Here is a 22796-nt window from a genome sequence, read left to right on the forward strand (position 1 = left end):
CGGTCGCGAGGGTGTCCAGGTTGTTCGTCACACAACGATCTTGGACACCCTCGTTCACGTCTCTACGGGCACCCCTTGGAATCGATCATCTAGGCAAGGTGGACGGCCTCCAGGCCCCCATCACCGGTCAGGTGGCCGGTTCGAAGGACTTCAACGACCAGCTCGGCGGCGCCGTCGTCCCGGTCTTCGCGTTCGTCGTGGTCTTCGCCTTCGCGCTGATGCTGCTGTCGTTCCGCTCGCTGACCATCGCGATCACCTCGATCGTGCTCAACCTCCTTTCCGTGGGCGCCGCGTACGGCATCCTCGTCGCGGTCTTCCAGCACGGCTGGGGTGCCTCGCTGGTGGGTGCGGAGGGCGTCGGCGCGATCATCACCTGGCTGCCATTGTTCCTGTTCGTGATCCTGTTCGGGCTGAGCATGGACTACCACGTTTTCGTGGTCTCGCGGATCCGCGAGGCGCGGCTGCGGGGCCGTTCGACGAAGGACGCGATCCAGCACGGTGTGGTCACCACGGCGGGTGTGGTCACCAGCGCCGCGGTCATCATGGTCGCCGTGTTCGCGATCTTCGGCACGCTGTCCATGCAGTCCATGAAGCAGATGGGCGTGGGTCTCGCGGCCGCGGTGCTCATCGACGCGACGATCATCCGGGGCGTGCTGCTCCCGGCGGTGATGGCGCTGCTCGGCGAGCGCAACTGGTATCTGCCGAAGTGGCTGAACCGCCTGCCCGACCTCACCCACGACGAGGCGCCGGAGGCCGTGGTGGCGTCGGCTCCGGAGCACGGTGAGCGGCTGAGGGTCTGAACCCTCCTGTGACGAGGGCCCGTTGGTCTCCCGGGGGAACCAACGGGCCCTCTTTCATGCCCGCTCCTCGACGACTTCGGCCTGTTTTCAGCGCTGGTAGCGGGCGAGGACCAGGTTGCCGTCGCTCTCCAGGCGGTGGCGCAGTTCGTCGAGGCCGATGGCCCCGCTGTAGTACTCCTGGAAGGCGGGGGTGGCGACCTTGTCCTTCCACTCGGGGTAGCCGCGGACGGACTGCGCCGGTGCCGGGCGCAGCCGGCCGGCGAGGGCCGTGCCGGTGGCCCAGCCGTCCTTGGGCGTGTGCAGGGCGGGGTCCGCGAGCGCCTGGGTGCCGGTGGGCAGCATCCAGTCGCCGAGCGCCAGCCGCACCATGTTCCCGGGCCGCAGCAGGAAGTCGATGAACTCGGCGGCCTCCTTCTTGTGGCTGCTGTCCTGAGCGATGGAGAGAGTCTGCGGGCTGACGCCCTGGGTCAGCCCGTCGGCGCCGGCGGGCGCGGGCAGCACCCGCCAGTCGAAGCCCTTGGGGGCCTGCTGCGCGATCTGCTGGCGGTAGGAGAACCCGAGCGGCACCATCGCGTACTTGCCGCCGAAGAACCCGGGCAGGGTGTCCGAGCCGCCGCTGCCGAGGGTGGTGGGCGAGGCGCTGCGGTCGGTGTTCACCTGGTCGTGGATGGTGCGGGGCACCACCTGGTCGGCCGCCTCGAAGCGGACGGTGACCCTGCCGTCGGCGCCTCGGTGAAAGAGTTCGCCGCCATTGGAGAGGGAGAGGTTGAGGGTCGCGGAGACGGGTTCCTTCAGCGGCCAGGCGACGCCGTACCTGCCGTCGCCGCTGAGCTGCTCGGTGACCTTCCTGAACTCGGCCCAGCTCCAGGGGTGTCGGGCTGTCGGGATGCGCACCCCTGCCCGTTTCAGCCAGTTCGCGTTGGCCATGAGGACGCGGGGCTCCTGGAGGAAGGGCACGCCGTAGACGCCGTCGCCGAAGGTCGTCGTGTCCCAACTGTGCTGGGGGATACCGGACTTGAGGCGGGCGGGCAGCAGGTGGCGCAGGTCGGCGAGGTAGCCGCCGTAGGCGAAGTCCGCGAGGTCGTCGGAGGCGTCGTGGATGATGTCGGGGGCCTGGCCGCCCTCGAAGGAGGTGAGGAGCTGGTCGTGGACGCTGTCCCAACTGCCTTGCACGTACTGGACCTTGACGTTCGGATGACTGGCGTTCCACTCCTTCACCAACTCCTTGTTGACCTGGACGGACTCCTCCTGCCAGGCCAGGGACTGGAACCGCAGGGTGATCCGGCCCTCGTTCGCGGGGCCGGCGTTCGTGCAGCCGGCGAGCAGCAGGGCCAGGACCAGGAAGCCGATCAGTCTGCCACGCATCAGTTCTTCACCGCCCCGGTGAGCATGCCGCCGGTGATCCGTCGCTGGACGACGGCGAAGACGACGAGGGAGGGCAGGGTCGCGAGGAAGGCCGCCGCCGCCAGCGGGCCGAGGTCGGCGACGCCCTCGGCGCCGATGAACCGGGTGAGGACGACGGGCAGGGTCTGTTTCTCGGGCGTCTTCAGCAGGACGAGCGCGAAGAAGAACTCGTTCCACGCGGTGACGAACGCGAACAGCCCTGTCGCCACGATCCCGGGCGCGAGCAGTGGCGCCACGACCGAGACGAGCGTCCGCGCCCGCCCGGCCCCGTCGACGGCCGCCGCCTCCTCGACCTCGGTCGGCACCGCGCGTACGTATCCGGCGAGCATCCACAGTGCGAAGGGCAGTGCCCAGACCACGTACACGAGTGTCAGCCCCGCAAGGGAGTTGATCAGCCGCAGGTTCTTCAGCACCAGGAACAGCGGGATGATCACCAGGACCAGCGGGAAGGCCTGGCTGACGATCACCCAGCCGGTCGCGGCCCGGGTCAGTGCGGTGCGGCGACGGGCCGTCACATAGGCGAGCGGAGTCGCGACGACCACGGCGACGATCGCCGCCCCGCTCGCGGCGAGCAGGGAGTTGAGGGCCGCGTGCAGCAGTGGCTGTTCGTCGAAGGCCTGGCGGAAGTTGTCGAGGGTGGGGTGCCGGGGAATCCAGGTCGGGTGGAGACTGCCCAGCTCGCGGGGCGACTTGAAGGCGGTGGACAGCAGCCAGAGGAACGGGAAGGCGAGAAAGGCGAGATACGCGAGCAGGGCGGCGTACTGGCCGGTCCGGGTGGTCGTCCGGGTCCTCATGCGTCGTCGCCTCCCCGGAGCCGGCCCACCAGGAACAGGGCCAGGAGTACCGAGATGACGGCGACCATCACACATCCCATCGCCGCCGCGTACCCGAACTGGCCGTAGCGGAAGGCCTCTTCGTAGGCGAAGAGCATGGGCAGTCGGGTACGGCCGCCGGGACCGCCGTTGGTCAGCACATACACCAGGGCGAAGGCGTTGAAGTTCCAGATGAGGTCGAGGGCGGTGATGGCGAGGGCGACGGGGCGCAGGGCGGGCCAGGTGACCGTGTGAAAGCGGCGCCACGCTCCGGCACCGTCCACCGCGGCGGCCTCGTGGAGTTCCCGCGGGGTGTTCTGCAGACCGGCGAGCAGGGCGACCGTGGTCTGGGGCATGCCCGCCCAGACGCCCACCACGATCACGGCGGGCAGCGCGGTGCCGAGACCGCTGAGCCAGTCATGGCCGCCCGCGAGGCCGAGGTCGCGCAGGGTCTCGTTGAGAACACCCGCGTCCGGGTTGTAGACCAGCCGCCACATGATGCCCACGACGACCTCGGGCATCGCCCAGGGGATGATCGCGAGGGCCCGGGCCAGCCGGCGCAGGCGCAGCTCCTGGTTCAGCAGGAGGGCGAGGCCGAGGGCGAGCAGGAACTGCGCGACGGTGACGCCGGCCGCCCACACCAGACCGATCCGGAACGACTCCCAGAACAGCGTGTCGTGCAGCAGGTCCCGGAAGTTGAGGCCGCCGATCCACTGGGTGGACCGGGTGCGGCCCGACTGGGAGTCGGTGAAGGCCAGCAGGATGCCGTAGAGGAGGGGGCCCACGCTCAGGACGAGGATCGGGATCAGGGCGGGCAGGACCAGGAACCAGGCCCCGCGGTCGGCGGGTGCGCGGTCCCGGGCACCGGTGGTGCGTGACGGGCGTCGCGTCGACCGTCCTGTCGCGCTCACCAGTGCCACGTCTTCGGCTCCTTCACACGGGTCGGGACGGTGCCGGGCCAGTACCCTCCCGCGCCCGGTCGATGCCGGACCGGCAGCCGGTCGGTGTCGGGGCGGTGCCGGGGCGGTGTGGTGCCGGGTTGGTGGCCTCCGTCATGGTCGTGAAGGACGTAGGCACCGTCAAGGTGGTGTGCACACGGTCCGACCTGTGCGAATGCGAGACTGGCCGGGGAGTGGCGTGAACTCGGCGCCGTTCACCGGAGCGGCGACCGGGGCGCACCCGGACAGCGGACAGGGGAGGCTGACGATGGACGAGGCACGGGCGCGGGAGGTACTGGCCGCGGCGGGGGTGGTGCCGGGGCCGGCCGGGGACGCGTCGCTCCTCGCCCTCGGCGAGAACGCGGTGTTCGCCGCCGGTGACCTGGTCGTCAAGGTGGGCCGTGACGCCGAACTGCTGGATCGAGCGCGGCGGGAGCTGGCCGTCGCCGTGTGGCTCGCGCAGGAGGGTGTGCCGGCGGTACGGGCGGCGGCGGAGAAGCCGTTGCTGGTCGAGGGGCACCCGGTGACGCTGTGGCACCGGATGCCGGATGCCGTCCGGTCGGCCGAACCACGGGATTTGGCCGAACTGCTGCGGGTCGTGCACGCGCTGCCGTCGCCCGGATTCGCCCTGCCGCGGCGGGAGTTGCTGGGTGGGGTGGAGAGGTGGCTGCGGCTGGCGGGGGATGCGATCGATCCCGCCGACGCGGCGTATCTGCGGGAGCGGAGGGACGGGTTCGCGGGGGCGGCGGCCGCGCTGACGCCACGGTTGCCGTCCGGCCCGATCCACGGTGACGCCCTCCCCCGGAATGTGCATGTCGGTCCCGACGGGCCGGTGCTGGTGGATCTGGAGACCTTCTCCTCGGATCTGCGGGAGCACGATCTGGTGGTCATGGCGCTGTCGCACGACCGGTACGGGATGCCCGACGCGGCCTACGACTCGTTCACCGAGGTCTACGGCTGGGATGTGCGGGAGTGGGAGGGGTGCTCGGTGTTGCGGGGAGCCCGGGAGACGGCCAGTTGCGCATGGGTGGCCCAGCACGCGCCGAGCAATCCCAAGGCGCTGGCCGAGTTCGAGCGGCGGGTGGCGTCGCTGCGGAGCGGGGACGAGACGGTGCGGTGGTATCCGTTCTGAGGGGCTGGGGGGGCTGGGGGCTGAGGGACCGGGGGCTGAGGGACCGGGGGCTGAGGGACCGGGGGCTGAGGTTCTGAGGAGCTGAAGTGCCGAGCGCCCCACGCCCCGTGTGCCCCACGCCCCGCGCCCCGCGCCCCTCAACGGCGCCTCTCCTCGCCCTCCCGCACAGCGCTCGCCGCGCGCAGCAACGCCGTGAGGACCGTACGGACCGCTCGCCGGGCCGTCCGCTCCGGTCGGTAGAGGGCGTCGATGTGGCGTCTTGCCCGGACTCCGCTCAGTGGTCTCAAGGCCAGTGCGGGGTGGGGGCGCACCGTCCAGCGGGGCATCAGGGCCAGTCCGCCTCCCGCCGCCACCAGCTCCGCCACCACCGAGAACTCGTTGACCCGGTGCGCCAGATGGAGGCGGTGGCCCGCCGCCGCGGCGATGGCCTCGATGGTGGCCATGAGGGGGAAGCCGTCGTGGACGGTGATCCACGGTTCGTCCGCGACGTCTTTCGGCGTCACGCGGCGTTTCGCGGCCAGGGGATGGGTCACCGGCATGGCGACGTCCAGCGGTTCGCGCAGCAGCGTCGCCGCCGCGACCGTGGCCGGCCAGGGCGGGGCATGGTCCAGACGGTGGGCCAGGACCAGGTCGTACTCGCGGGTCAGGCGGGGGAAGTCGTCCTGGGTGACGTCCCCGTCGGCGAGCGCGAGGGTGGGGGCGTCCGGTGCGGTGAGCGCCTTGAGGAGGGGTGGGAAGAACGTCGTGGCCGCGCTGTTGAACGCCGCGAGGGACACCTCGCCGTCGGGGCGGTCCAGGAACTCCCCCACCGTGTGCCGGGCGCGTGCCAGCGCCGTCTCCACCTCGATGGCGGCGCCCGCCAGCGCCCGGCCGGCGTCCGTGAGCACCAGACGGCGGCCGTCCCGCTCGGTGAGCGGCACGGGGATCGCGCGCTGCAGCAGCCGCAGTTGCTGGGAGATCGCCGACGGCGTCACCAGCAACGCCTCGGCGACCGCCGTGACACTGCCGAGTTCGCCGAGTTCCCGCAGGATGCGCAGCTGCCGTTCGTCCACGCCCTCAGTGTAGGAGTGCTAAAAGATTTATGAAGAAGGTGACACTGGGCTTCACGGTTGTGATCGGCTCACCATGGGGCCATGTCCGAACTGCGCCGTACCGATCCGATACTCCTCCTGGTCGCCGTGGTCTGGGGTTCCAGCTATCTGTCCGCCCAGACGGCCACCTCCGCCCTGCCGGTGCTGCTGGTGCTCTTCGCGCGGTACGCCCTCTCCGCGCTCGCCTGCCTCGGGCTCGTCGCCGTCGGGCGCGGGCCGCGGCGGTGGACCCGGGACGAGCTGCGCACCGGTGTGCCTCTCGGGGTGACCCAGGCGGCGGTGCTCGTCGTGGAGACGTACGGCGTCGCCCACACCAGTGCCGCCAACGCGGGGCTGATCATCAGTCTCACCATCGTGCTCACCCCGCTCCTCGACCGTGGCGGCAGACGTGCCGGGCGGACCGGACAGGCCGGGCGGACCGGGCTGCCTCCCGTGTTCTTCGCCGCCGCCGGTGTGTGCGTCCTGGCCGTGGGGCTGCTGATGTCCGGCGACGGCTTCCATGCCCCGCGTCTCGGCGACCTGTTGATGCTCGGGGCCGCTCTGGTGCGGGCGGTGCATGTCGTGCTCGTCGGGCGGCTCACGCGGCGCCGGGCCGTCCGGCCGCTGCATCTGACGACCGTGCAGACCCTCGTCGGGACGGCCCTGTTCCTGCCGGCCGGTGTGCTCGGCCTGCCGACGCTCGCCCGGGCCGACGGCGGGACCTGGACACAGCTGGTCTATCTCGCCCTGTTCTGCAGTGTGTTCGCCTTTCTCGTGCAGACGTGGGCCGTGCAGCGGACGTCCGCGAGCCGGGCCAGCCTGCTGCTGGGCACGGAACCGGTGTGGGCCATGGCCGTGGGCATCGCCCTCGGCGGCGAGAGACTGACCGCGCTCACGGCGCTGGGCGCGGCCCTGATGGTCGCCGGCACCTACTGGGGGCAGGCCGTGGAACGCGCCCACCGCACAGCGGGCCCGCCCGGGACCGGCGTACGGGATGACACCGACGCACCGCACGCACCGGCTGTCCGAGGTCGCGCCACCAGCGCCACCGGTGTCTGAGCCGACCCACGTCTCAGACCGGCTCGTCCGTCAGCTCCCGCAGCGGCCAGGTGCCGTCCACCACGGCGGTCGTGTCGCCCTTGCGGCGCAGGAAGCTCTGGAAGTCCGCCGCCCATTGCGCGTACCACTCGATCTGGCGGCGGTGCAGTTCCGCCGGGCCGAGGGCCGCGACCTTGGGGTGGCGGGCGGCTATCGCGCAGGCCAGGCCGGCCGCGGCGAGGGCGTCGGCCGAGGCGTCGTGGGCGGCGTCGAGGGGGACGCCGTACTCCGTGCAGACCGCTTCGAGGTTGCGCTTGCCCCGGCGGTAGCGGTCTGCCCAGCGGTCGATGGTGTACGGGTCGATGACCGGGGCGGGGTCGAGGCCGCCCAGGCGGTCGCGCAGGGACGGGAGTCCGTGGCGGCGCAGTTCGGCGGAGAGCAGGCTCAGGTCGAAGGCGGCGTTGTAGGCGACGACCGGCACGCCCGTCTTCCAGTAGGCGGTGAGGACGTCGGCGATGGCGTCCGCCACCTGGTCGGCGGGGCGGCCCTCGGTGGCCGCCCGCTCGTTGCTGATCCCGTGCACGGCCACCGCGTCGGCCGGGATCTCCACGCCGGGGTCCGCCAGCCACTCCTTGCGCCCTATGGCCTGCCCGTCCCTGACCTCGATCACGGCCCCCGTGACGATGCGCGCCTCGCGCGGATCGGTCCCGGTCGTCTCCAGGTCGAAGCCGATCAGCAGCTCGCGGTGCCAGCCCATGGGCGGTCCCCCTTCTCGGTGGTGCTTTCCCCCAGTGGTCTCCACCTTCCCATGGGCCACTGACAATCAGCGGACCGCGTTCCGCTTGCGAGCCCCGGACAGTTCATGACACGGGACGCGAATCCACCCAAGCCGTCTCGAACTCCTCGCGGTAGGTCGGGAAGAGACCGCTGTCCACCCCGGTGTCCGACTCGTCCGGCTTGACCACGCGGTTGCCGTTGCGCAGCACGAGCACGGGTGCCTCCATACCGCGGGACCTGCGCAGATAGGACTGCACGACCGCTATGCCGTCGGAGCCGTCGCCGTCGACGAGGTACGCGGTGAAGCGCGGGGTCTCGTCGTAGACCTGGATCTCGAAGGCGCCCGGATCGCGCAGCCGGGACCGCACCCGGCGCATATGGAGGATGTTCATCTCGACCGCGCGACTCAACTCGCCCCGCTTCATGCCCAGTTCGCGCTCGCGGCGCTTGACCGCGCTGGAGGCGGGGTTGAGGAACAGCAGCCGGACCCGGCAGCCGGCCTCGGCGAGACGGACCAGGCGGCGGCCGGAGAAGTTCTGCACGAGGAGGTTGAGGCCGATGCCGACGGCGTCCAGGCGGCGGGCGCCGCCGAAGATGTCCTCGGCGGGGAACTGGCGCAGCAGCCGCACCCGGTCGGGGTGGACGGCGACCACGTCGGCATACCGGTCGCCGACGAGTTCCTCGACCGCGTCCACGGGCAGCCGCCGCGAGGACGGCACGTCGCCGCCCGAGGCGAGCACGTCCAGCAGCCTGGCCGAGGCCCGCTCGGCCTGGCCCAGGACGGCCTCGGACAGGGCGCGGTTGCGGGAGACGACGTTACGGGTCACCTCCAGCTCGTCCAGGGCGAGTTCGACGTCGCGGCGGTCGTCGACGTACGGCTCGAAGCACGGCCAGTGCTGCACCATCAGCTCGCGCAGCTGGGGCAGGGTGAGGAAGCTGAGGACGTTGTCGTCGGCCGGGTCGAGCAAGTAGCCCTTGCGGCGGCTGACTTCGCGCACGGCGACCGCGCGCTGCACCCACTCCTGGCCGGCCGGTCCGGCCGCCGCGATCACCCACTCGTCCCCGTGGACGGGTTCGTAGATGGGACGCAGGACGGCCGCCACGACCGCCCGCAGCCGCTGTTCGACGAGGTTCAGCCAGATGTAGGCCCGGCCGGCTCGCTGAGCGCGCGTACGCACCTCACGCCAGGCGTCGGCGTCCCAGTCCAGCTCCGGTCCGATGGAACTCGTCTCCATGGGCCTCGCCAGGGACACCGTGCCGGGCGGGACGTCTGCGGAGTTCCCCTCGTGACCCTCGTCACCAGGGGGCAACTCCAGCCCTCCCGAGCCCACCCGCGCACCGCCTTCCGCTCCCCCGAGCACTCCCCTTGCCAACGATCAAGGAAGGGTACTCCGGGACCGGTCGGCGATGCAGCCGGATGGACAGGGTCGTTTCTCAACTACGCGGTCGCCAGTGCCCGTTCTGCCAGGCGAGCTCGTCCGGAGTGAGCGGATTCATAGCGGTGACGTCCCGGGGGGCGATCGAGAAGCCCTGCCAGTGGACCGGCATGGGCTGCTGGTCCTCGTCACGGGCGATGTGGTGGAAGCCCACGTTCATCCAGACGATCGGATGGGTGAGGGTCTGGCCGTTCACCCACGTGTCGACGGAACGGCCCGCTCCGGCGGGGCAGGCGCCGGTGTTGTTGCTGGCGAACTGCTCGCACTTGTTGTACTCGGTGAAGTACACGTCGTGCTTGGTGAAGCTGCGGCCGGGGTACTTGGTGGTGGGCCCGGGGACGATCTCGTACGAGCGCGCGTGCCCGTCCTTGTTCTTGCCCGTCTCGCTGACCACCCGCCACCAGCGGTAGGTCCTGGCGTCGCCCGCGAGTTCCTTGGTGACCTTGGTGCGGGTGGTCTTGTTGGTCGGCGCCTCCTGGCCGCGCACGGGCGCGCTGACGGCCGAGTCGTACTGCTCGATCTTCGTCTTCGACGAGCCGTCGAGGCCGAAGTCGAGCCGCCAGAAGACGTTGTGGCTGTGGCTGGTGGCGTAGGCGCTCGCGCCCTTGCCGATGGGCCAGCCGCGGCCGTCCCCGGCGTCGTAGTCGTCGAAGGAGAGGCTTCCGGTGGCGCCGACGTTCATGTTGACGGTGCCGTCGTCCTGGAAGCGCCACTCGGTCATGTACTCGTACCAGCCGACCTGGTTGACCGTGTAGACGAGGAGGTCCTTGCCCTGCGCCTGGTAGACCTTGTTCGCCGTGTCGCCCTGCATGCGGTACGCGTGCCCGCGCGAGCGCGTGGTGGTGCACAGGCCGTTGACGTCCGGGTGGGCCGGGTCCCAGGAGTCGGGGACCTTGACGGACTTGATGGTGCCGCCGGGGCACTCGCCGGGCGCGAGGTTGACCAGTCCCTGGGCGAAGCCGAAGCCGGTGAGGTCGTCGTACTCGACGCTGCCGTCGTCGTAGGGGACGTCGATCTGGGCCAGGCGGGCGCTGCTCAGGACCTTGATCGGCTGGGTCTCGCCCTTGGGCTGGTAGGAGACGTCGTCGAGGACGAGCCCGGCCTTGCTGTCGTAGCGCCAGCACATCCGCCAGGTGGTGCCGCTGGACAGCTTCTGCTCGATCTTGTAGGTGCTGCTGCAGTCGGCGGCGGCCGCGGCGGCGGCCTTCGGCTGGGCGGCGGCGGGTCCGGCGCCGGTGGTCGCGCCGGCGGCGAGCGCGGCCACCGAGAGGCCGACGGCCGCACGCGTGCGTGCGCGACTCGTTCTGGTGGAGGGCATGACGAGGTGACTCCCTTACCGGAGGAGCGGGTGGGAAAGGTGGACGGTGGGCGGGCTCAGCCGCGCCTGAGCTGGGCGACCTTGCGGGCGCTGAGGTCGACGACGATGGACCGGGCGTCGATCCAGGGGCCGTTCTTCACCTTGGGGAACAGCCGTACGCACCGGTGCTCGCCGCACTTGTCGAGCGCGGCGGGCTGGGCGCCCGGTGTGGCCCGGTAGACCGCTCCGTTGAACAGCAGCTGGTCGGGAGAGGTCAGTTCCCGGCCGGTCGCGTCCTTGTAGTCGGCCTTCAGGCCCGCGCCGAGCGGGTCGGCGATCAGCAGGGCGGCCGCCTCGGTGTTCTCGGCGCGGCTCAGCGGCGGCTGCACCCCGTGCTGGACGCCGGTCTCCTCGACCTTCCCGGTGTCGAGATCGACGGTCTTGGTGACCAGGGTGTCGTCGCGGTAGTCGTAGAACGTCACATCGGCCCGCCGCGGCGGGTTCGGGTCGTCGGCCTCGTCGTCCTCGGGGTCGGCGAGGTCGACGGTCAGCCGCTGCGGACCGCGTCTGCCGTCCACGTTCTCGGCGGAGGCGAGCAGCTGCCGGTCGGCGGCGATCCGCTCGGCCCGCTCGGTCTCGTCGTCGGTGAGCGGGTCGGTGCCCTTGCCCTTGTCGCTCTCGGCGGGCGGCGACTCGACGACGCCCGGCCGGGCGGCCCCGGCCCCACCCGCCTGCTGGGACCGGGCCGCCGCCCCGGTTCCTCCCGTTTCGTCGGCCCCCGCCGTCCCCGGCAGGGTGATCCCGACCATCACGGCGGTCCCGGCCACCGCTATGGCCGCTCCCGCCACCATCTTGCCCAGATGGCGGTGCACTATCTCGCGCACATCTTCCCCCTACTCCCCCTTCAGTCACAGGAGTACATGTCTGCCCCACTGGTTGGTCGATCGGTAAGAGGGACGTAAGTCATAGGTGGTTCCATCACTTTCGGGGAGACTCGACGTCAAGGCGCCCCCCGGGGCTCGCTCCACCTGAAAGAGTCGTGTCCATGCAGGTCTGGCCTGGCGAGGCATATCCGCTCGGTGCCACGTACGACGGCGCCGGCACCAATTTCGCGGTCTTCTCGGAGGCCGCGGACCGAGTAGAGCTGTGTCTGTTGCACGACGACGGCTCGGAGACGGCGGTGGAACTGCGCGAGAGCGACGCGTTCGTACGGCACGCGTACGTGCCCGGCATCATGCCGGGACAGCGGTACGGCTTCCGGGCGCACGGCCCGTACGAGCCGGGGCGCGGCCAGCGCTGCAACTCGGCGAAACTGCTGCTCGACCCCTACGCCCGCGCGATCAGCGGCTCCGTCCGCTGGGGGGAGGAGGTCTACGGCTACCACTTCGACGCCCCCGACGAGCGCAACGACCTGGACTCGGCGCCGCACACGATGACGTCGGTCGTGGTCAACCCGTACTTCGACTGGGGCGACGACCGCAGGCCCCGGCGCGGCTACCACGAGACGGTGATCTACGAGGCCCACGTCAAGGGCCTCACCATGCGCCACCCTGGGCTGCCGGAGGAGCTGCGCGGCACCTACGCGGCGCTCGCGCACCCGGTGATCATCGAGCACCTGGTGGAGCTCGGTGTGACCACGCTGGAGCTGATGCCGGTCCACCAGTTCGTCAACGACCACCGGCTGGTCGACATGGGCCTGAACAACTACTGGGGCTACAACACCATCGGTTTCTTCGCCCCGCACAACGCCTACGCCTCCTGGGGTGACCGCGGCCAGCAGGTCCTGGAGTTCAAGTCGGCGGTGCGGGCGCTGCACGAGGCCGGCATCGAGGTCATCCTGGACGTCGTCTACAACCACACGGCCGAGGGCAACCACCTGGGGCCGACGCTGTCCTTCAAGGGCCTCGACAACGCGTCGTACTACCGCCTCACGGACGACCCCCGGTACTACATGGACACCACCGGCACCGGGAACTCCCTGCTGATGCGGTCGCCGCACGTCCTGCAGCTGATCATGGACTCGCTGCGCTACTGGGTCACCGAGATGCATGTCGACGGCTTCCGCTTCGACCTCGCGGCGACGCTCGCGCGGCAGTTCCACGAGGTGGACCGGCTGTCGTCGTTCTTCGACCTGGTGCAGCAGGACCCGGTGGTCTCCCAGGTGAAGCTGATCGCCGAGCCGTGGGACGTCGGCGAGGGCGGCTACCAGGTGGGCAACTTCCCGCCGCTGTGGACCGAGTGGAACGGCAAGTACCGCGACACCGTACGGGACATGTGGCGCGGCGAGCAGCGCGCGCTCGCGGAGTTCGCGTCCCGGCTGACCGGCTCCTCGGACCTCTACCAGGACGACGGCCGCCGACCGCTGGCCTCGATCAACTTCGTGACCTGCCACGACGGCTTCACCCTGCACGACCTGGTGTCCTACAACAACAAGCACAACCGGGCCAACGGCGAGGACAACCGGGACGGCGAGAGCCACAACCGCTCGTGGAACTGCGGGGCGGAGGGCGAGACCGACGATCCGGAGGTGCTCGGGCTGCGGGCGCGGCAGATGCGCAACTTCGTCGCCACCCTGATGCTGTCCCAGGGTGTGCCGATGATCAGCCACGGCGACGAGTTCGCGCGCACCCAGGGCGGCAACAACAACGCCTACTGCCAGGACAACGAGCTGGCCTGGGTGAAGTGGCTCGACGAGGACGCCGCCGAGGACGCGGCCGACCGGCAGCTGCTGGCCTTCACGCGCGCGATGGTGTGGCTGCGCAAGGACCACCCGGTCTTCCGGCGCCGCCGCTTCTTCCACGGCCGTCCCGTGGAGGGCACCCACGACGAGCTGTCGGACATCGCCTGGTTCACCCCGGAGGGCAAGGAGATGACCCAGCGGGACTGGGACTCGGCCCCGGCCTCGGCGCTGTCGGTGTTCCTCAACGGCAACGCGATCTCCGAGCCCGGCTCCCGTGGGGAGCGGATCACCGACGACTCGTTCCTGCTGATGTTCAACGCCTCGCCCGAGGCGCTGGACTTCGTGGTGCCGGTCAACCACGGCCGGCAGTGGCAGGTGGTCGTGGACACCGCCCGCCCGGACGGCGTACCGCCCGGCGAGGGCCAGAAGGTGGCGGCCGGCGACCGGCTGACCCTGGTGAACCGCAGCCTGACGGTGCTGCAGCGGCCGGTCTAGGGCGTGGACCCGGGTGGGCCGACCGGGGGACGCGTGCACGCGTGGGGGGTGTGAGGGCACGAACGGCGGCAGGGCGGGTACGTAGGTCTGCATGACACCTGAGCGACCCGCCCTGTCGGTGCCCACGGCCACGTACCGGCTGCAGCTGCAGCCCGGGTTCCCCTTCGGGGCCGCGTCGGCGGCCGTGCCGTACCTGGCCTCGCTCGGCGTCTCCCACCTGCACCTGTCCCCCGTCCTGGAGGCCGTCCCCGGCTCGGCGCACGGCTATGACGTCGTCGACCACGCGCGCGTGCGGGAGGAACTGGGGGGCGAGGAGGGACTGCGCGCGCTGGCGCGCACCGCGCGGGAGCACGGTCTCGGTCTGGTCGTGGACATCGTGCCGAACCACATGGCGATGTCCCCGCGGCACAACCGCGCCCTGTGGGAGGTGCTGCGGGAGGGCCCGAAGTCGCCGTACGCGCGCTGGTTCGACATCGACTGGGAGGCGCAGGGCGGCCAGGTGCTGCTGCCGGTGCTGGGCGGCCCGCTCGGCTCGGTGATCGACGAGCTGCGGGTCGACGGCGACGTGCTGCGCTACCACGACCATGTGTTCCCGCTGCGGGAGGGCACCGGGGAGCTGCCCCTGCCGCGGCTGCTGGACGCCCAGTGGTACCGCCCCGTGTGGTGGCGGCTGGCCCGGACGGAGCTCAACTACCGGCGCTTCTTCAGCATCTCGGAGCTGATCGGGGTGCGGGTGGAGGACCCGGAGGTGTTCGAGGCCACGCACACGAAGATCCTTCAGCTGCTGCGCGAGGGCGTCGTCGACGGGCTGCGCGTCGACCACCCGGACGGCCTCGCCGACCCCGACACGTACCTGGCGCGGCTGTACGAGGCGACCGGCGGCCGTTGGACGGTCGTCGAGAAGATCCTCGCGGACGGCGAGCCCCTGCCCGCCTCGTGGCCCGTCGCGGGCACCACCGGCTACGACGCCCTGCGGCACGTCGACGGGCTCTTCGCCGACCCGGCGGGGGCCGGGGAACTCCTCGGCCACTACCGGCGGTTCGCGGCCCCGCAGACGGACCGGGGCGGCGACTGGGCGGCGACGGTGCGCAGGGCCGCGTACAAGGTGCTCACGCACGAGCTGGCCGCCGAGACGGACCGGCTGACCCGGGTGGCGGACAGGGTGTGCGCCACTTCCCCGGACCCCGCGCTGCGCGACCGCGCCCCGTGGGCGCTGCGTACGGCGCTCCAGGAGCTCCTGGTCCGGCTGGAGGTGTACCGGCCCTACGCCTCCCAGGACGCCTCCCTCGTCGTCACCGAGGAGGCCGCGGCCGAGGCCCGGCTCGCCTTCGCCGTCCCGGAGGAGGCGGGCGCGGTCGACGTGGTGCGCGACCTGGTGCTGGGCGCGTACGGCACCGGGCCCGACCACGTCGAGTTCCGGACCCGGTTCGCGCAGACGGCGTCGGCGCTGCGCGCCAAGTCGGTGGAGGACACGGCCTACTACCGCTATGTGCCGCTGCTGTCGGCGAACGAGGTGGGCGGCGACCCGGGGAGCCCCGCGGTGTCCCCGGAGGACTTCCACGCGTACTGCGCGCGCGTGCAGCGCGACTGGCCGGCGACCGGCACGGTCGTCTCGACCCACGACACCAAGCGCAGCGCCGACGTACGGGCGGCCCTCGCGGTGCTCACCGAGTGCCCCGGGCGATGGGCGGACGTCCTCGCCGAGGTGACCCGGGACTGGGAGGGCGTGCCCGATCCGCAGGTGGCGTGGGCGGCCTGGCAGACGGTGTTCGGGCTCGGCGCGGCGGACGCGGAGCGGGTGGGGCCGGCGCTGCTGAAGCATGTGCGCGAGGCGGGGCTGTTCACCAGCTGGACGGAGCAGGAGCCCGCCTACGAGGAGGCGGTGGCGGCGTTTGTCGCGGCGGGGCCGTGCTGGGTGCCGGGTGAGCACGTCGTGGCCCTGCGCGGGGCGTTGGAGCCGCACATCCGGGCCAATGTGCTGGGCACCGCCCTGGTCCATCTGACGATGCCGGGCGTGCCGGACCTCTATCAGGGCACCGAGGGCGAGTACCTGGCGCTCGTCGACCCGGACAACCGGCGGCCGGTGCGGTTCCCGCCCGAGGACACCGGCGACAAGGGTGCGCTCACCGCCGCGGCGCTACGGCTGCGGGCGCGGCGGCCCGGCGCCTTCGGGGACGCGGCCACGTACGCGCCGCTCACCGCCGAGGGCCCGGCGGCGGCCCACTGTGCGGCGTTCACCCGGTCCGGCGAGGTCGTCACCGCGGTGACCCGGCTGTCGCTGCGGCTCGCGGAGTCGGGTGGCTGGCGCGACACCGTGCTGCCGTTGCCGCCGGGCCGCTGGTCCGACGTGCTGGCTCCGGAGCGGGAGTTCACGGGGCACGCACGCGTGGCGGAACTCTTCGCACGGCTGCCGGTGGCACTGCTGGAGCGGGTCGACGAAGACTGAGCCGACTGGGGTGCCATGAACTCCCCTATGCCGCTACGAGGGGCCGGAAACCACCCGCTCCGGCGAGCCGGGTGCGCCCGGCGCGCACCGCCTCACCGCGCGCCGTGGCCTCGTCCGGGCGACCGGCTCGAACCCGCGCACGCTTCCGGGGCTCACACCGAGGGCGACCTGCTCCTCGCCGCGGACCGCGGCCGTCGGACTCGGCCAGGGCGTGTCGCGAAGGTCCCGCCTGCCGCTCGACGCCTGGCACGCACTCTCGCCGCACCGGGCGAAAACCCACGTACAACCAGTACGAGGGCTTCCACCCGGCACGCCAAGAGCACGCTCCCCCATGACGCCGCCCGGCCCGCCCTCCGGGCGGAGGACGGGACTTTCGAACACGCTCTAGGCGGAGGCGCACGCCGCCCCGCGCACCGCCCCGCCGCCCCCGTCAGCCGCGGTGACGGCCCGTGCCATACCGCCCCGCCCGTGCTCCCCTGCCCTTCGGCAGGCCGTGAGCGACCCTCGCCGGGCGCGGAGTGCGCCACCGTCCGTTCCGGCTGGCGGTAAATGCATCTGGGCGCCCCCTGGAGCCTCCCCCGTCGTGACCTTGACAGTCGCCGGAGACCGTGGGGTACTGCGGATTGCGAAGCCGGGCGGACGTGACGGGGGTGAGTCTCCTGCCGGAGCTGCGCTACCCCACCGTGACCCAACTCGTCTCGTCCGCGGAGGCCCTGGCCGCGCACCGGCCGGGCCTGTGCACGCTGAGGCAGGTGGGTGTCTCCCGCGCGGGCAGACCCCTGCGCCTGCTGTCGGTGGGACACGCCCGCCGTGCCGTGCTGGTCGTCGCCGGCGCCCACGCCAACGAGCCGACCGGCGGGGCGACCCTCCTCGCGCTGGCCGAACGGGTGCTGCGGGAGAGGGAGTTGCGCACCGACACGTCCTGGCACTTCCTGCTGTGCGCCGACCCGGACGGCGCGAGCCTGCACATCACTCCGGCGCCGCGCAGTCTGCTCGACTACCACCTCGGTTTCTTCCGGCCGGCCGCCGAGGAGCAGCCGGAGTGGTCGCCGGCGGTGCTGCCGCCCGACCGGCTGCCCCCGGAGACACAGGCGCTGATCCGGGTCATCGACGAGCTGCGCCCCTACCTCCAGGCGACACTGCACGGGACGGATCTCGGCGGCAGCTGGGTGCAGCTGACCAGGGACATACCGGGTCTCGCGGAACCGTTCGCCAAGTCCGCGGCGCAGCTGCACATCCCGGTGGAGACGGGCGCCTCGGACGCCGCGGGCTGGTCGGCGTCCGGGCCCGGGGTGCATGTGATGCCCTCCCCCGGGGCGGGCGCGGCGTACCCGAGCATGCCGGACGACGCGCGGCAGAGCACCTGGTACGCCACCCACCGCCACGGCGGGCTGACGGCCGTGGTGGAGGTGCCGATGTGGGCGAGCGACCTGGTGGACGACCCGGCGCCGCATCCCGCCCCGGCGGCGGCGATACGGCGGCTCGCCCGCCGGCTGCTGCGGGACGGCCTGGAGGTGGAGCGGGTGCTGGTGGACGCGCTGCCGCGGCTGGAAGGCGTCGACGGGCCGCTGCTGCGGGCGGCGAGGTGGGCGCTGGAACTGGTGCCGGGGCTGGCGGCGGACTGGATGCACACACCGCCCGCCGACAACACGATGGCGTACGTAGGCAGCGTGGACGCGTTCGGGCGCCGGCTGCCATTGCGGGCGGCGGCGATGCTGCTGCGGGTCCTGCGGGAGACCGACGACCGCGCGGCCCCGCGTCTGGAGCGCCTGGTGGCCACCTGGAGCGACTCCTTCGCGGAACGCTTCCGCGCCCGCTGGGTCCCGCTGGAGCACCAGGTCGAGCACCAGTCCCGCACGGTCCTCGCGGCCGCACTCCACGCCCGCGACAGGGCGACCTGAACGACCGGGCCGCACGGGCACGCACGCGCGTGCGCTGCACCCTCGCCCCGCACGCGCACACGCACACGCACACGCACGCGCGTGCGGCCCACCGCCGTACCCCGCCCCCGCACCCCCTCCGTCAGCCGTCGAGGGCGAACACCGATCCCGTGCGAGCCGCCATCACGCAGCCGTTGGAGAAGGTCTGGGCGTACTCGACCTGCCGGCCGCCCCACTCGCCGCGCGCGTGCACGCTCACCGGCGCGTAGACCATCGGGCAGAGGGTGTCCTTCGCCGGGAGGGCGGCGATGTCGCCCTTCGCCGTCGTCAGTTCCGCGCAGGCCTCGGCCGCGTGCAGATGCCCCTGGGGCGGGTCGCACAGGAGCAGGGTGCCGCGGGTGTCGCTGGAGCGGGCGTCGCCCGTGGTGACCGTCAGATAGAGGTAGTCGCCCGAGACCGGGAAGGAGGCCTCGGCCGCGGCCTGCGCCGGGGCGGCGCCGGTGAGGAGGAGGGCGGCCGCCAGCAGCCCGCCTCGTACCGCTTTCGCTGTGGTGCTGATCGTCATTCCCGATGCATCGGCACGACGGCCTCGGAACCCCACCCCGACTCACCCGAACGGGAGCACGCGGGGGCGTACCGCCCGGCGAGCTCGAAGGCGGCGAGCACCACCCGGGACTGGTACTCGACCTGGCGGGCGACGGGGATCCAGCGCGCCCCGCAGCCCTCGCGGTAGTCGGCGCACCACTCGTCGACGAGCCGGTCCAGGTCCGGCAGCACACCCGCCGGATCGCGGCCGGCGGCCCTGACCAGCTGGTGCAGCAGTCCCGCCGTGCGCAGCGCGAGCCGCCGGCCGGCGATGCGCAGGGCGGCGAGGTGGGCGGTGCTCATGGGGGGCAGCGGACGCGCCCCGTCGGCGACGTCGGGGTCCCAGGTGTCGGCGAGCCCGGGGCAGACCAGTAAATAGTCGTCCACCGGGGCGAGCAGACGGCCCGCGTCGGGCACGTCCGCGAGGTGCGGCCGCAGCCGCACCAGGAGCCGCTCCAGGAGCCGAGTGTCGTGCCGCAGGGTGTGGCTGACGGTGCGCAGCACCCCGGCGGCGTCCGCGGGCGGGGAGCCGTCCTCCACGGCCGCCACGCCCCACATGGGTGCCTCCACGATCGCGGTCACCGTGCCGTGCCGGTAGGGGTGGTACCAGGTCGACTCGACGGCCGCCTCGGTGATGGCGGCGGCCAGGTCGCCGATGCGGGGCGGCGGGATGCGGTAGACGGCGGGGCCCAGGCTCGGCCAGTACAGGGTGTCGTAGGGGCCGAGTTCGCGCGGGATGCCGAGGCGGGCGGCGGTGTGGGCGACGCGCCGGTCGATGCCGGGCAGGTCGTGGGTGAGCTCGACGAAGCCGCCGCCGACGTCCACGCCGTGCAGCGAGCACTGCAGGAAGGGCCGCAGTTCGTCCTGGAGGTCGAGCAGGGTGCGGGTCTCCGGCAGGGCGGCGCCGGCCGCGCCGTCGGGCAGCCACTCGGGCTGTTCGAGGAAGCCGGGCCGGAAGAAGTTCCGGAAGTAGCGGCCGAGGGTGTACGGGCCCGTCAGCCAGCCCTCGTTGCGGCGCAGGCCGTCGGGGTCCAGGGAGAGCAGCAGGTTCCAGGTGGCGTCGGCGCCCTCGGTGAAGCGCGGGTCGGCCAGGGCCCGTTCGGCCAGGCGCAGCACGGTGGCCCCGCCGACGGGTTCGTTGGCGTGCGGGCCGGCGACGACGAGGGCCTGACGGCTGCCGTGACCGACGGAAAGCAGCCACATGGGAGTGCCCGCGCGGGAGGTGCCGACCCGGCGCAGACGGGCGTCCCGGGGGCGGCGCGCGACGAGTGCTGCGGCCCGGGCGCCGAGTTCGTCGACGGTCGGGTAGCGGAGGAGGGGCGGCAGGGCACACCTCCACAATGCGGTGCCGTCGGTTCACCTGACGTACATGGCGTACGCACAGTCAGTCACGAGTTGGGGGGTACGTCAACACCGCGGGGAGGAAAGGGATTTGCGCCATCACACCAGGTCAACGCCGTGTCATGTTCAGGCCAAAGCTAAGGCGGGACTCAGTCGGCTCAGCCGACGGCGAGGCGGAACGCCATCCGCCCGAAGCCGACCTGGTCACCCTCGCGGACGACGGCGGCGCCGATGACCCGCCTGCCGTTCACCGTCGTCCCGTTGGTGGAACCCAGGTCCCGCAGCACCCACATCCCGCCCTGGCGGCTGAGCTCGGCGTGCACCCGCGAGACCGTCTCGTGGGTCAGGCGCAGCCCGTTGGCCGGATCCCGACCGATCCTCAGCGGATGGCCGCCCGACGGGTGCGGCAGCAGCAGCTTGGGCAGCCGCTCGGCCTGCCAGGCCCTGCGCAGTCGTACGGTGAAGCCGGAGACGGCCTCCACGGTGCCGAACACCATGCGCGCCAGGCGGTTCTCCTGGGGCAGGTCGGCGGTGAGGGCGACGAGCTCCTCCGAACGGCGGGCGGCCAGGGCCAGCTCCATCCTGCGGATGAACGTGTCGTGGGACAGCCGGCCCATCGCGACGCCGTCACGCAGCACCTGCAGCGCCTTGTCGCGCTCCGCGTCGGACAGCCGCGCGGGGTACGTGTTGAACTCGAAGGACGACGTCACGTTGGTGATTGTCGGTCAGTCAACCCCGGGTGTCCAGAAAACGAGAAAACGCCCGCCCCTCGCGCGTGCCCGACGACACCCGCCGTAAAAGGGCGGATTCAAAAGCCATTTGATCTCGTTTGAAGCACCATGGACGGGCTACATCACGGTGAGCAGACGAAGGGGACCGTCCGTGCAGTTCGAGGTGTGGGCACCGCAGGCCGGCCGAGTGACGCTCCAGTGCGACGGCGCCACGCGCGCCTTGGAGCGCGATCCGGACCGGGAGGGCTGGTGGCGGGGCGAGGCGGAGGCGTCGGACGGCTCTCGGTACGGCTTCGCGGTGGACGACGGCCCGGTGCTGCCGGACCCGCGCTCGCGCCGGCAGCCGGACGGCCCGGACGGGCTGAGCGCGGTCGTCGACCACGGGCGCCACGCGTGGCGCACCGAATGGGCGGGGCGCCCGCTGCCGGGCGCGGTGCTGTACGAGCTGCATGTGGGCACGTACACGCCTGAGGGCACCCTGGACGCGGCCGCCGGGCGGCTCGGGCATCTGGTCGAACTGGGCGTCACCCACGTCGAGTTGATGCCCCTCTGCCCGTTCCCGGGGCGGCACGGCTGGGGGTACGAGGGCGTCTCGCTGTGGGCCGTGCACGAGCCGTACGGCGGCCCGGAGGCGCTGAAACGGTTCGTCGACCGGGCGCACGAGCTCGGTCTCGGGGTGGTCCTGGACGTCGTGCACAACCATCTGGGGCCGTCCGGCAACTACCTGCCCGCGTTCGGGCCGTACTTCACGGACACGCACCACACGCCGTGGGGCTCCGCCGTGAACCTGGACGCGCCGGGGTCGGACGAGGTGCGCGCCTATCTGCGCGAGAGCGCTCTCGCGTGGCTGCGGGACTACCGGATCGACGGGCTGCGGCTCGACGCGGTGCACGCGCTGGCGGACACCCGCGCGTGCCACTTCCTGGAGGAACTCTCGACGGCCGTCGACGCGCTCTCGGCCGACCTGGGCCGGACGCTGTTCCTGATCGCCGAGTCCGATCTGAACGACCCGCGGCTGATCACCCCGCGCGCGGAGGGCGGGTTCGGTCTGGACGCGCAGTGGAACGACGACTTCCACCACGCCCTGCACACCGCGCTGACCGGCGAGTCGCAGGGCTACTACGCCGACTTCGGGCGCTCCCCGCTGGCCTCGGTCGCCAAGACGCTCACCGGGGGCTACTTCCACGACGGCACCTATTCGAGCTTCCGGGGCCGGCACCACGGGCGTCCCCTGGACCGATCGCGGGTGGCCGGGCACCGGCTGCTCGGGTACAGCCAGACGCACGACCAGGTGGGCAACCGGGCGCAGGGCGACCGGCTCTCGGCGACCCTCTCCCCCGGCCTCCTGGCGTGCGCCGCGACCCTCACCCTGACCGCGCCCTTCACCCCGATGCTGTTCATGGGCGAGGAGTGGGCCGCCGCCACCCCCTGGCAGTTCTTCACCGACCACACCGATCCGGAGCTCGCGGAGGCCGTACGGCGGGGCAGGCGGCGGGAGTTCGCGGCGCACGGCTGGGCCGAGGAGGATGTGCCGGACCCGCAGGACCCCGCGACCCGCGACCGCTCCTGCCTCGACTGGAGCGAGCCGGAGAACGAACCACACGCGCGCGTGCTCGACTGGTACCGCCGACTCCTCGCGCTCCGCCGGGAACAGCCCGACCTCACCGACCCGGACCTCTCCGACACCAAGGTGGCCCACGACGAGCAGGAGCGCTGGCTGGCGTTCCGGCGCGGGGACGTCCGCGTCGCCGTGAACCTCGCGAAGGCACCGGCAGCGATCCCCCTGGGGCCGCGCCACGCGCGCGTACTGGCCGCGTGGGAGCCGGTGGACGCGCCGGGACCGGACGGGGTGCTGCATGTGCCCGGGGAGTCGAGTGTGGTGCTGCTGCAGAGCTGAGCCGGGCCGCGCACATCGCGTGAACGGTTGCGCGCCC

General features: G+C 72.2%; 17 protein-coding genes and 1 pseudogene. 7 read left to right on the forward strand and 11 right to left on the reverse strand.

What is annotated here, in order from left to right:
* Positions 1–89 precede the first annotated feature (89 nt).
* Positions 90–800, forward strand: a pseudogene (locus tag ABZT17_RS31365) (MMPL family transporter); the annotation flags it as partial.
* A gap of 87 nt (positions 801–887) precedes the next feature.
* Here ABZT17_RS31365 and ABZT17_RS31370 read toward each other — a convergent pair.
* The 3 genes from ABZT17_RS31370 to ABZT17_RS31380 are packed head-to-tail and all read right to left on the reverse strand — an operon-like array spanning position 888 to position 3936.
* Positions 888–2165, reverse strand: coding sequence for a sugar ABC transporter substrate-binding protein (locus ABZT17_RS31370; RefSeq protein ID WP_356353736.1), 1278 nt, complete (start codon positions 2163–2165; stop codon positions 888–890).
* On the reverse strand, positions 2165–2998 hold the full coding sequence (locus tag ABZT17_RS31375) for a carbohydrate ABC transporter permease (RefSeq protein ID WP_356353738.1): 834 nt from the start codon (positions 2996–2998) through the stop codon (positions 2165–2167). The genes ABZT17_RS31370 and ABZT17_RS31375 overlap by 1 nt, the downstream gene beginning before the upstream one ends.
* Positions 2995–3936 carry a sugar ABC transporter permease gene (locus ABZT17_RS31380; RefSeq protein WP_356353740.1) on the reverse strand — a complete coding sequence of 314 codons (942 nt, stop codon included), beginning with the start codon at positions 3934–3936 and terminating at the stop codon, positions 2995–2997. The genes ABZT17_RS31375 and ABZT17_RS31380 overlap by 4 nt, the downstream gene beginning before the upstream one ends.
* Positions 3937–4222: 286 nt before the next feature.
* On the opposite strand from ABZT17_RS31380, the gene ABZT17_RS31385 reads away from it, so the two are divergent.
* The gene (locus ABZT17_RS31385) at positions 4223–5086 is read left to right on the forward strand and encodes an aminoglycoside phosphotransferase family protein (protein ID WP_356353809.1); all 864 of its coding nucleotides are present in this window, start codon (positions 4223–4225) and stop codon (positions 5084–5086) included.
* A gap of 137 nt (positions 5087–5223) precedes the next feature.
* Here the strand turns inward: ABZT17_RS31385 and ABZT17_RS31390 are convergent, their stop codons facing one another.
* A complete protein-coding gene (locus tag ABZT17_RS31390; RefSeq protein WP_356353742.1) occupies positions 5224–6138 on the reverse strand; it encodes a LysR family transcriptional regulator in 915 nt (304 codons plus the stop codon).
* 81 nt (positions 6139–6219) lie between these two features.
* Here ABZT17_RS31390 and ABZT17_RS31395 point away from each other — a divergent pair, with 81 nt between their 5' ends.
* Positions 6220–7215, forward strand: coding sequence for a DMT family transporter (locus tag ABZT17_RS31395; protein ID WP_356353744.1), 996 nt, complete (start codon positions 6220–6222; stop codon positions 7213–7215).
* Between the two features lie 13 nt (positions 7216–7228).
* Here the strand turns inward: ABZT17_RS31395 and ABZT17_RS31400 are convergent, their stop codons facing one another.
* The 4 genes from ABZT17_RS31400 to ABZT17_RS31415 form a co-directional block, all read right to left on the reverse strand.
* Positions 7229–7951 carry a 3'-5' exonuclease gene (locus ABZT17_RS31400; RefSeq protein WP_356353746.1) on the reverse strand — a complete coding sequence of 241 codons (723 nt, stop codon included), beginning with the start codon at positions 7949–7951 and terminating at the stop codon, positions 7229–7231.
* A 103-nt stretch (positions 7952–8054) separates the two neighbouring features.
* Positions 8055–9302 carry an SAV2148 family HEPN domain-containing protein gene (locus ABZT17_RS31405; protein WP_356353811.1) on the reverse strand — a complete coding sequence of 416 codons (1248 nt, stop codon included), beginning with the start codon at positions 9300–9302 and terminating at the stop codon, positions 8055–8057.
* A 103-nt stretch (positions 9303–9405) separates the two neighbouring features.
* Positions 9406–10725 (reverse strand): copper amine oxidase, encoded by a 1320-nt coding sequence (locus ABZT17_RS31410; RefSeq protein WP_356353747.1) that lies wholly within the window; start codon positions 10723–10725, stop codon positions 9406–9408.
* A gap of 56 nt (positions 10726–10781) precedes the next feature.
* Positions 10782–11588 carry a Tat pathway signal sequence domain protein gene (locus ABZT17_RS31415; RefSeq protein ID WP_356353749.1) on the reverse strand — a complete coding sequence of 269 codons (807 nt, stop codon included), beginning with the start codon at positions 11586–11588 and terminating at the stop codon, positions 10782–10784.
* A gap of 161 nt (positions 11589–11749) precedes the next feature.
* Here ABZT17_RS31415 and glgX point away from each other — a divergent pair, with 161 nt between their 5' ends.
* From glgX to ABZT17_RS31430, 3 genes are all read left to right on the forward strand, one after another.
* Positions 11750–13879 carry a glycogen debranching protein GlgX gene (glgX, locus tag ABZT17_RS31420; RefSeq protein ID WP_356353751.1) on the forward strand — a complete coding sequence of 710 codons (2130 nt, stop codon included), beginning with the start codon at positions 11750–11752 and terminating at the stop codon, positions 13877–13879.
* A 91-nt stretch (positions 13880–13970) separates the two neighbouring features.
* A complete protein-coding gene (gene treY, locus ABZT17_RS31425) occupies positions 13971–16325 on the forward strand; it encodes a malto-oligosyltrehalose synthase (RefSeq protein ID WP_356353753.1) in 2355 nt (784 codons plus the stop codon).
* Positions 16326–16975: 650 nt separating this feature from the next.
* Positions 16976–18226 (forward strand): M14 family zinc carboxypeptidase, encoded by a 1251-nt coding sequence (locus tag ABZT17_RS31430; RefSeq protein ID WP_356353755.1) that lies wholly within the window; start codon positions 16976–16978, stop codon positions 18224–18226.
* Between the two features lie 121 nt (positions 18227–18347).
* On the opposite strand, the gene ABZT17_RS31435 is transcribed toward ABZT17_RS31430, so the two are convergent.
* The 3 genes from ABZT17_RS31435 to ABZT17_RS31445 form a co-directional block, all read right to left on the reverse strand.
* Complete coding sequence (locus tag ABZT17_RS31435) at positions 18348–18770, reverse strand: SSI family serine proteinase inhibitor (RefSeq protein WP_356353758.1); 423 nt, start codon at positions 18768–18770, stop codon at positions 18348–18350.
* Positions 18767–20131, reverse strand: coding sequence for a M14 family zinc carboxypeptidase (locus ABZT17_RS31440; protein WP_356353760.1), 1365 nt, complete (start codon positions 20129–20131; stop codon positions 18767–18769). Before ABZT17_RS31440 ends, ABZT17_RS31435 begins: the two co-directional genes overlap by 4 nt.
* A 158-nt stretch (positions 20132–20289) precedes the next feature.
* Positions 20290–20841 (reverse strand): DUF1707 and FHA domain-containing protein, encoded by a 552-nt coding sequence (locus tag ABZT17_RS31445; protein WP_356353762.1) that lies wholly within the window; start codon positions 20839–20841, stop codon positions 20290–20292.
* A 172-nt stretch (positions 20842–21013) separates the two neighbouring features.
* On the opposite strand from ABZT17_RS31445, the gene treZ reads away from it, so the two are divergent.
* Positions 21014–22759, forward strand: coding sequence for a malto-oligosyltrehalose trehalohydrolase (gene treZ / locus ABZT17_RS31450; protein WP_356353764.1), 1746 nt, complete (start codon positions 21014–21016; stop codon positions 22757–22759).
* The last annotated feature ends 37 nt before the right edge of the window (positions 22760–22796 follow it).

The sequence above is a fragment of the Streptomyces sp. NPDC005648 genome, from assembly GCF_040605395.1.
Classification (GTDB): domain Bacteria; phylum Actinomycetota; class Actinomycetes; order Streptomycetales; family Streptomycetaceae; genus Streptomyces.